1 protein-coding gene is annotated in these 10,846 nt (G+C 70.2%); it reads right to left on the reverse strand.

What is annotated here, in order from left to right:
* Nucleotides 1-58: 58 nt before the first annotated feature.
* Complete coding sequence (locus tag DKM19_RS51950; RefSeq protein WP_110698987.1) at nt 59-10,846, reverse strand: type I polyketide synthase; 10,788 nt, start codon at nt 10,844-10,846, stop codon at nt 59-61.

The following is a 10,846-nucleotide window of genomic DNA, read 5'->3' on the forward strand; positions in this document are numbered from 1 at the left end:
TCCCGCGGCCGCGCCGCGCCACGGCGAACCGTGGCGCGGCGCGGCCGTTTCCGCTCGTTCATCCCTCCGCCGCGTCCGCCGTGACGCGCGGCGTCACGGCGGCCACCCACGTCTCGACCGCCTCCGCGGTAGACGCCGAATGCTCCTCGAGCATGGTGAAGTGATTGCCCGGTACCTCAACGCTCTCATGAGGCAGATCCCATCTGGAGATCGTGCCCGTCCCATCGGTGTGCACGCCGGCCGCCCGCACCAACAGCGTGGGCGCGGCGATCGGCCGCGCCTTCCAGTCGGCGAAGAGCTGGGAGTAGGCGCCCATGTTGGTCAGGCCGTGATCATCGACGGTGACGAACATGCCGTCTCGCTCGATCATCCCATCGGCCATGGCCTCATAGGAATTCAGGTCACCGCCATCAGGCGGGGTGTCGATCAGCACCACGCCTGCCAGCCTCACGCCCGTCCCCTCGATGATCTCCGCGATGGCATGGGCGACCCAGCCGCCGGCGGAGCGGCCGACGAGAACGACCGGGGCATCACCGGCCAGCTCCATAACCGCTTCGGCATGGAGTCCTGCCAGCGCCTCGACCGACTCGGGAACGGGCTCGCCAGGGAAAAATCCGGGGTGTGCGAGCGTGACAACGCTCCTGCGTCCCTGCAGCGCCATCCCGAACCGGGCGTACTCGTGCACTCCGGAGATCGCGCTGAAGGCCGGCACGCACACGACGAGCGGACCGTCCGCCCCCGAGGCGAACCACACCGGCTCCGGGCGCCGTTCCAGCTCGGCCGCGACGGTAAATCTCGGCCGCAGTCGCGCGGCGGCAACGATCATCTCGGTGGCCTCCTTGAGCCTGCCCGTCTTGAAGGCGTTCCGGAACAGTTCGGTCAGCAGGCCCGATCCCTGCTGAGCGGTGGTTCCCACGGCTCCTCCAGCCGGTGCCTCGCCGATCTGCGCGTCGACGAAATCAGCCAGGGCCGCGAGGCTCGCGTGATCGAAAACGAGCGTGGCAGGGAGCCGCAGGCCGGTAGTCATGTTCAGCCTGTTCCGAAGCTCGATCGCGGTGAGCGAGTCAAAACCCAGCTCCTGAAACGCCTGGTCCGGCGAGATCGTCTCGGGTGCGAGATGGCCGAGCACCTCTCCGATCTGCGCGCGCACGACATCGCGCAGCAGCTCGGCTCGCTCTCCGGCCGGCATGCCGGCCAGGCGGCCGATCAGCGAAACTTCGGTCTTGCCCGCCGAGGCGGTGCGCCGCCGGGCGGACGTCACCAGTCCACGCATCAGGGGCGGAATCATCGTGATCTCCACACCATTCAGTGCCCGAAGATCCAGCCGTGCGGTGATGAGGAGCGGCTGATCAGAGGCAAGGGCCGCATCGAACAGCGCGATGCCGTCCGGGCCGCTCAGCGGCGGCATCCCGGCGCGCGCCAGGCGGGCCCGGTCCGCCTCGCCCAGGCCTCCCGTCATCGACGTGTCCAGGTCCCATGGGCCCCAGGCCAGCGAGAGGCCAGGAAGGCCTTGCGTCCGGCGGAGTTCCGCGAGCGCGTTCAGGTAGCGGTTGGCGGCCGTATAAGCGGCCTGTCCCGGCGGACCGAATACACTGGCCGCGGAGGAGAAGACGACAAAGGCGGACAGGTCCATGTCTGCCGTCAGCTCGTGCAGGTGCCACGCGGCGTCTACCTTGGGCCGCATAACTCCTGCCAGCCTCTCCTCCGTCAGGCCGCTCACTACGCCGTCGTCGAGTATTCCGGCGGCATGGATCACCGCCGATAGGTGGCGGCCCGCCAGCAACGCCGCCAGCGACGCCCGGTCCGCTACATCGCATGCCGCGATCTCGACTCGCGCCCCATCCTGTTCGAGCTCCACAGCGAGATCAGCGGCGCCGGGCGCCTCTCGCCCGCGTCGTGAGACCAGCAGAAGGTCATCCACACCGTGGGCGCGGACCAGATGGCGGGCGAGCAAGGTCCCGATCGCGCCGGTCGCGCCGGTTATCAGGACCGTGCGGCCGCTGAGGCGCGGCGGCTCGTCCTGGGCCGGAACCGAGTAGCGGATCAGCCTCGGCACGAAGACCTGGCCGCCGCGCACCGCCGCCTGCGGCTCTCCCGCCGCGACGCCCGCCCTGACCGCACTCTCCGTGTCTGCTCCCGCCTCGATGTCCACCAGCGCCAGGCGTCCGGGATGCTCGGCCTGCGCCGACGCCACCAGACCCCATGCCGCCGCCATCACCGGATCAGCCGGGCCCGCTGCGGGCGTGCCGCCGCGTGTCACCACTACCAGCAACCCGGCGTCCGGATCGTCCAGGTGAGCCCGGACCAGGCGCAGCGTCCACGCCGCCGCCTCATGCGGCCCCACACCCTGCGGGACCTCCGCGGTCGACCAGGCGTACTCTGGCCGGCTGACGCCTTCGACCGGCACCGATTCGGCGGCGACCCAGTCAAGGGTGAACATCGAGTCCGGTGCCACGGTCGGTGCCGACGCGGCCATCTGCTCCCGGGAGACCGGCCGCAGCACCAATGAGTCCACGGACACCACGGGAGATCCCGAGCCGTCAGCCGCCGTCAGCCGGAACTCGTTGGCTCCCGTAGGCGTGAGGCGTACCCGCAGCACGGATGCCCCGGACGCGTGCAGCTCGACGCCGGACCACGCGAACGGGATCAGCGCCTGGCGGTCTTCCTGCACCGCGCCGCTCAGCCCGATGGAGTGCAGCGCGGCGTCAAGAAGGGCGGGGTGAAGGCCGAACTGGCCGGCTTCCTCAAGCGCCTTGTCGGGCAGCCGGATCTCGGCCAGCACCTCATCGCCCAGGCGCCACGCGGCGCGCAGTCCCTGGAAGACCGGGCCGTACTCCAGCCCCGCCATAGCCAGGCCTTCGTAGAGGCCTTCCACCTCGATCGCCTCGGCGCCGACGACGGGCCACTGGCTGAAGCCCGGATCGGCGAGCGCTGCGGATTCGGCCAGGACGCCGGTCGCGTGACGCACCCACGGCGCGTCGTCGATGCGGGAGAACAGGCTCGCGGTGCGGCGGCCGCCGTCCTCGGCATCGCCGATGGCGAGCTGGATCTGCACGGAGGCACCGTCCGGCAGCGCCAGCGGAGCCTCAATGGTCATCTCCTCCAGCCTGGAACTGCCGACGGCGTCTCCCGCCGCGACGAACATCTCGATGAAAGCGGTGCCGGGAAGCACGACCGTGCCGATCACGGCGTGATCGGCAAGCCAGGCATGGGTCTGCAAGGACAGACATCCGGTGAGCAGGAAGCCGTCGGAGCCCGCGAGCTCGACCGAAGCACCAAGGAACGGATGGCCGGCGGCGCGCAGGCCCGCCGCGGCGACATTCGCCGGACCGCCAGGACTGGATGCCAGCCAGAAGCGCTGGTGCTGGAACGGATACGTAGGCAGATTGTCGACATGGTGACCGCGCCAGAGCTGGAACAGCGCGGGCCAGTCAACGCGAACACCGACGGTCCACAGCGCCCCAAGGGCGGTCAGGAAGGTGTCCGCTTGCGGCCGTCCCGGTCGCATGGCGGCGACGAACACATGGTCGTCGGAGTCGATGATCCGCTGCGCGAGCGCGGTCAGGACTCCGTCGGGGCCGATCTCCAACCACCGGTCCACGCCCTGCTCCCGCAATGCGCCGACCATGTCGGCGAACCGGACCGGCTCCCTGACGTGCCGCACCCAATACTCGGGATCGGCCACCTCTTTCGGCAGCCCGGGCAGTCCCGGCTCCCGTAGCGACAATGTGCGCACTACCTCTTCGAACTCAGCCAGCATGGGTTCCATCAGCGGCGAGTGGAACGCGTGGCTGACCTGAAGCCGCTTGACGCGTACGCCCGCGGCTCGCCACTGTTCGGCCAGCCGGAGAACTTCTGCCTCGTCTCCGGATATCACGACCGACGAGGGGCCGTTGACCGCCGCGACCGCCACCCCGTCGGGCAGCGCCGCTGTTACTTCCGGTTCCGGCAGTTCCACCGCGGCCATAGCCCCTCCGGCCGGAAGAGCCTGCATGAGCCGGGCGCGTGACGCCACCAGCGTGCACGCGTCTTCCAGCGAGAACACCCCCGCCACGTGGGCGGCCGCGATCTGGCCGACGGAATGGCCCGCGACCGCGTCGGGCCGGACCCCCAACCACTCGGCGAGCCGGAACAGTGCCACCTCGACGGCGAAGATCGCCACCTGCGCGGTCCCGGTTCGGTCCAGCGTCCCGTCGCCGCCATCCGCCGCGAAGGCGATGTCGGTCAGGGGCAGGCCGGTGAGATTCCTCACCGCGTCGAAGGAGTCGGCGAATACGGGGAAGGAGTCGTAGAGCTCACGGCCCATCCCGGCCCACTGGCTGCCCTGGCCGGTGAACAGGACGCCGAGCGAGCCCGCGGCCTCCGTACCGTGGATGACGGTGTCGTTGACCATCACGGCGCGATGATCGAACGCCGGCCGTCTGGCGAGGGACGCGCCGACATCCAGGGCGGAGGCACCGTCGAACGCGCGCAGCCGTTCGACCAGCTCCTCGGCGGCTTCCCGCGTCTTCCCCGATATCACCCACGGCACCGTGTCGTGAGTCCCGGCCGCCTCGGGAGCTTCCTCCGGCGGAACCCCTTCCAGGATCACATGGGCATTCGTCCCGCTCACGCCGAACGACGAGACCGCCGATCGCCGTGGCCGTCCGGTCTCCGGCCAGGACCGCGTCTCGGTGACGAGCTCCACGGCTCCGGCGTCCCAGTCGATGTAGGGGGATGGCTCGTCGGCATGCAGGGTCTTCGGGACCACTCCCCGCCGCATCGCCTCCACCATCTTGATCACTCCGCCGACGCCGGCGGCAGCCTGCGTGTGGCCGATGTTCGACTTGATCGAGCCCAGCAGCGCGGCCTGGCCGTCGTCTCGGCCCTGCCCGTACGTTGCCAGCAGCGCCTGCGCCTCGATCGGGTCTCCCAGCTGCGTGCCGGTCCCGTGGGCCTCGATCACGTCGACCTCGGCCGTCCGCAGCCCCGCCTGGGCGAGCGCCTGGCGGATGACCCGCTGCTGCGAAGGGCCGTTGGGCGCAGTCAGTCCGTTGCTCGCGCCGTCCTGGTTGACGGCCGAGCCGCGCAGCACCGCGAGGACCGGATGGCCAAGCCGCTCGGCATCCGACCGCCGCTCCATCAGGACCATCCCGATGCCCTCACCCCAGCCTGTACCGTCGGCTGCCGCGCCGAACGCCTTGCAGCGCCCGTCCGCGGCCAGCCCCCGCTGACGGCTGAACTCCACGAACGCCGAGGGCGTGCACATGACGGTGACGCCGCCCGCCGCCGCCATATCGCATTCACCGGATCGAAGCGCCTGTGCCGCCAGGTGCAAGGTCACCAGCGACGACGAGCACGCCGTGTCGACGGTAATGGCCGGGCCTTCGAAGCCGAGCACGTAGCTGACGCGCCCCGAGGCGATGCTCCCGGCGGTGCCGGAGAGGCGGTATCCCTCAATGCCTTCGGTGTGCTCCAGGAAGCCGGTGGCGTAGTCGTGGTAGACGAGGCCGGCGAACACGCCTGTCCGGCTGCCCTTCATGGCGATCGGGTCGATCCCCGCCTGCTCGAACGCCTCCCAGGTCACTTCGAGCATGAGCCGCTGCTGCGGATCCATTGCCAGCGCCTCACGAGCCGAGATGCCGAAGAACGCCGGATCAAACAAGTCGGCGTCGTGCAGGAAGCCTCCTTCGATGGAGTAGGTCTTGCCTGACTGGTTCGGGTCCGGGTCGTAGAGGCCGGCGATATCCCATCCACGATTCGTCGGGAAACTGGTGATCGCGTCCGCTCCGCTGATCACGAGGTCCCAGAGCTCCGCCGGCGATCGCACGTCTCCGGGATAGCGGCAGGCCATCCCGACTATGACGATCGGGTCGTCGTCGGTGGAGACGAGCCGGATGCCCGCCATTTGGTCCTCGGCCGCGCCGGAGACTCCTAGCTCGACCGCGAGGAAGTCGCCGAGTGCGGTCGGGGTCGGATAGTCGAAGATGAGCGTCGCCGGAAGGCGCAGACCTGTCGCGGTGTTGAGGTTGTTGCGCAACTCGACGGCCGTCAGAGAGTCGAACCCCAGCTCCTGGAACGCCCGGTCGAGGGGGATCTTCTTGGGTGAGGGATGGTCGAGAACCTCCGCGACCTGGGCACGGACGAGGTCCAGGAGCTCGGCGGTCCGCTCCTCTTCGGTGAGCTGGGCGAGCCGCTCGGCCAGCGACCCGCCGGCGAGCGCCCGCCGGCGGGTCGGCCGGACGAGGCCGCGCATGAGCGGCTCCACAACAGAGGGATCGGTATCGCGGAGCGCCTGAAGGTCCAGCCGTGCCGGGATGACCAGCGACTGGCCGAGCCCGGCCGCGATGGGGAACAACGCCAGGCCGTCGTCGGCGGCGAGCGGCAGCATGCCGGACGAGCGGGCGATACGTGCGCGATCCGCGCCGGTGAGCCCTCGGGTCATCTCGCTGTCGAGATCCCAGGGTCCCCAGGCCAGCGAGACCGCGGGCAGGCCCTGTTCCTTCCGTTGCTGGGCCAGCGCGTCCAGGTAGCGGTTCGCCGCGGCATAGGCCGCCTGTCCCGGGCGTCCGAGCACGCCGGCGGCCGAGGAGAAGAGGACGAAGGCGGACAGGTTCAGGTCAGCCGTCAGCTCGTGCAGGTGCCTGGCGCCGTCGGCCTTGGCGGCCAGCACGGCCGCCACCCGATCCGGGGTCAACGAGGTCACCACGCCGTCGTCGAGGATGCCCGCGGCATGGATCACGCCAGAGATGTCGCGGCCGGCCAGGACAGCGGCCAGCGCGGCCCGGTCGGAGATGTCACACGCGGCGAATTCGGCTTCCGCTCCGAGTCTTCCCAGTTCCTCACGCAGTTCCTCGGCTCCGGGCGCTTGCGCGCCGCGCCGCGACACCAGCAGCAGGTTCCTGACTCCGCGTTCCGCGAGATGGGGGACCAGTATCCTGCCCACGGCACCGGTGGCGCCGGTCACGACGACCGTTCCCGGCCCCAGGTCGATCAGGTCCGACGAGGCGACCACGCGCGCCAGCCGCGGGACAAGCGGCTGTCCACCGCGTACCGCGACCTGCGGCTCACCCGCCGGCAGCGAGGCGGGCACCTCGCCGTCTACCAGCACGAACCGGCCTGGATGCTCCGACTGCGCGGCTGCCACCAACCCCCATACCGCGGCCATCACCGGATCCACCGGGCCCTGCGCGGCGATCGCGCCGCTCGTCGCCACGATCAGCGGTCCGGCGTCCGGATCCGAGAGGTGGTCCTGCGCGACTCCCAAGGCCCAGGCCGTCGACTCGCGGAGCCCGAGACCTGCCGGGCACCGCTCGATGCGATGGTCGGCCGGCTCGCTCGCCTCGGCCTCGACCCACTCCAAAGTGAACAGCGAATCGCGCATTCCGGTGACCAGGCCGGTGCCCCCCGTGCTGACCTGCCGCATGACCAGCGACTCGATCACGGCGACGGGGGTGCCCGCGCCGTCGGTGACAGCCAGCGCGAACGTCAGCGGGCCCCTGCGGGTGAGCCGCAGGCGCAGCGCCGGCGCACCGGATGCGAGAAGCTCGACGCCCGACCAGGCGAACGGCAGCAGGCTCGTCTGGCCGTCGAGGAGGCCGATCGCGTGCAGGGCCGCGGCCAGCAGCGCTGGGTGCAGCCCGAAGCGGCCCGCTTCTGCCACGGCCTCGTCCGGCAGCCGGATCTCGGCGAGAACGTCTTCGCCGTGCCGCCAGGCGGCCGCGAGCCCCTGGAAGACGGGGCCGCAGTCCAGCCCTGCGTCGGCCATCTCCCCGTACAGCGAATCCACGTCAATCTGCTCAGCACCGGCCGGGGGCCAGGCAGCGGGGACGCCGTTCTTGTGGTCGCTGCCCGAGACAGGCCCCAGCCGGCCGGAAGCGTGGTGGGTCCAGGATGAGCCGGTGCCTTCCGGCCGCGAGTGGATGGTCAGGCTCCGGCCCCTGTCGTCGTCGGGAGCGCCGACGGCGATCTGGATCTGGATCGCGTCGGTGTCGGTGATGACCAGCGGCGCCTGAAGGGTAAGTTCTTCCAGACGACCGCAGCCCACCGCGTCTCCTGCGCGGACGGCCAGCTCGATGAATGCGGAGCCGGGGAGCAGGGCCATGTCCATGACCCTGTGCTCCGCAAGCCACGGGTGGGTCGCGAGTGACAGACGTCCGGACAGCAGGTACCCGTCCGATCCCGCCAGTTCCACCGCGGCGCCCAGCAGCGGATGATCGGCCGTTCCGAGCCCGGCAGAGACGATGTCCGCGCCCGAGCGGAGGTTTTCCTCAAGCCAGAAGCGCTCTCCCTGGAAGGGATATGTCGGCAGCCCGTCGGCGAAACGACCGCCCCAGGCGTCGAACAGGGGCTTCCAATCAACCGGGACGCCATGCGTCCACAGCGTGGACAGCGCGCCCAGCAGCGTCTCCGCTTGCGGACGCCCTCGCCGCATCGCCGTCGCGAACACTCCGTCATCGACTATCCGCTGTGCCAGAGCCGTCAGCACCCCGTCCGGTCCGAGCTCCAGCCAGCGGGTCACCCCGTGGGCGGCCAGGTCCGCCACCATGTCGGCGAATCGGACCGGTTCCCGGACATGCGCCACCCAGTAGGCAGGGTCGGTGACCCCTTCCGGCAGTCCGGCGAGCGAGGGTGTGTCAAACGACAGTCCGGTCGCGACCTGGGCGAAGTCGTCGAGCATCGGATCCATGAGCGGCGAGTGGAAGGCGTGGCTGACGTTCAGCGCCTTGACCCGTACGCCGTCGGCGCGCCACCGGTCGGCCAGCGCGGACACCGCCGCCTCATCGCCCGAGATGACCACCGATGAGGGACCGTTGACCGCCGCGATCGAGACCCTCTCGGGCAGCGTCTTCGCGACGACCTTCTCCTCGAGTTCGACGGCCAGCATGGCTCCGCCGGCCGGAAGCGCCTCCATCAGCCGGGCCCGGGCGGCGACCAGGGCGCAGGCGTCTTCCAGCGACAGCACCCCTGCCACGTGGGCGGCGGTGATCTGGCCCACCGAATGGCCGTTCACCGCGTCCGGCCGTACGCCCAGCGACTCGACGAGCCGGAACAGGGCGACTCCGACCGCAAAGATCGCCACCTGCGCGATCCCGGTCCGGTCCAGGGAGCCATCGTCCTCGGTGGCGAAGAGCACTTCGCGCAACGGCAGGCCGGTCAGCCCCGCCACGTCGTCGACGGACCCGGCGAACACGGGGAAAAGTTCGTACAGCTCGCGGCCCATGCCTGCCCACTGACTGCCCTGTCCGGTGAACAGGATGCCAAGCTGTCCGGACAACGCCGTTCCGCGCAGGACCGACTTCCCAAGCACGACGGCCCGCTCGTCGAACACCGAACGACACACCAGCGAGGCGCCCACATCCAGTGCCGAAGCGCCGTCGAACTCGCGCGCCTTCCGGATCGCCTCCTCCACGGCCGCGGGAGTCTTGGCCGACACCGGCCATGGCACGGGGAACGCGGGATCTGGAGTGGCGGCCGCCTCCGTCTCCGGCCAGGCCTCGATCACCACGTGGGCGTTGGTACCGCTGACGCCGAAGGACGACACCGCGGCGCGACGGGGCTCGCCGGTCTCCGGCCACGGTTGTGCCTCTGTGAGCAGCCGGACGGCGCCGCCGTCCCAGTTCACGAAGGTTGAGGGCTCGTCGATGTGCAGGCTGCGCGGCACGGTTCCGCGCCGCATCGCCTCCACCATCTTGATCACGCCCGCCACCCCCGCGGCGGCCTGGGTGTGGCCGATGTTCGACTTGATCGAGCCGAGCAGCACCGGCCGCTGCGGATCCCGATCCTGCCCGTAGGTCGCGATCAGGGCCTGGGCCTCTATCGGATCCCCCAGCGACGTGCCGGTCCCGTGCGCCTCAATGACGTCGATGTCCGATGCGGACAAGCCGGCCGCTGACAACGCCTGCCGGATCACTCGCTGTTGCGAAGGCCCGTTGGGCGTCGTCAGGCCGCTGCTGGCACCGTCTTGGTTGACGGCCGAGCCTCGCACTAGCCCAAGCACCCGGTGTCCCAGGCGCTGGGCGTCCGACAGGCGCTCGACCAGGAGCATCCCGGCCCCTTCGCCCCAGCCCGTTCCGTCGGCCGCCGCCGAGAACGCCTTGCAGCGACCGTCGGACGCAAGCCCGCGCTGGCGACTGAAGTAGAAGAACGCGCGCGGCGTGGCCATCACGGTCACGCCGCCTGCCAGGGCGAGATCGCATTCGCCGTTCCGCAGCGCCTGCACAGCCAAGTGCAGGGCGACCAGCGACGACGAGCAGGCGGTGTCGACCGTGACAGCGGGTCCTTCGAAACCGAACGAGTAGGCGATGCGGCCGGATGCGACGCTTCCCGCGCTGCCGGTACCGAGGTACCCCTCGAGCCCGTCAGGCACGTCGGCGCCCACCGCGTAGTCGTGATAGACGACCCCGGCGAACACTCCCGTGCGGCTGCCGCGGAGCGTGACCGGGTCGATGCCGGCCCGCTCGAAAGTCTCCCACGACGTCTCAAGAAGCAGGCGCTGCTGCGGGTCCATCGCCAGCGCCTCTCGCGGCGAGATGCCGAAGAAATCGGGGTCGAACCGGTCCGCGTCGTGCAGGAAGCCGCCCTCGACGGAGTAGGTCTTGCCCGGGCTGTCAGGATCGGGATCGTAAATCCCTTCGATGTCCCAGCCGCGGTTGACCGGGAATCCGGAGATCGCGTCTTCGCCCGCGAGGACGAGACGCCACAGGTCCTCCGGACTGCGGACGGCTCCTGGATAGCGACAGCTCATCGCCACGATGGCGATAGGTTCCCGGCTGGATGCCTCTACCTGCCGCAGCCGCTGCCGAGTCTCATGGAGATCCCCGGTGACCTTCTTGAGATAGTTGAGCAGCTTCTCTTCGTTCTCCAT

Source organism: Streptosporangium sp. 'caverna' (assembly GCF_003203775.1).
Taxonomy (GTDB): Bacteria; Actinomycetota; Actinomycetes; order Streptosporangiales; family Streptosporangiaceae; genus Streptosporangium; species Streptosporangium subroseum.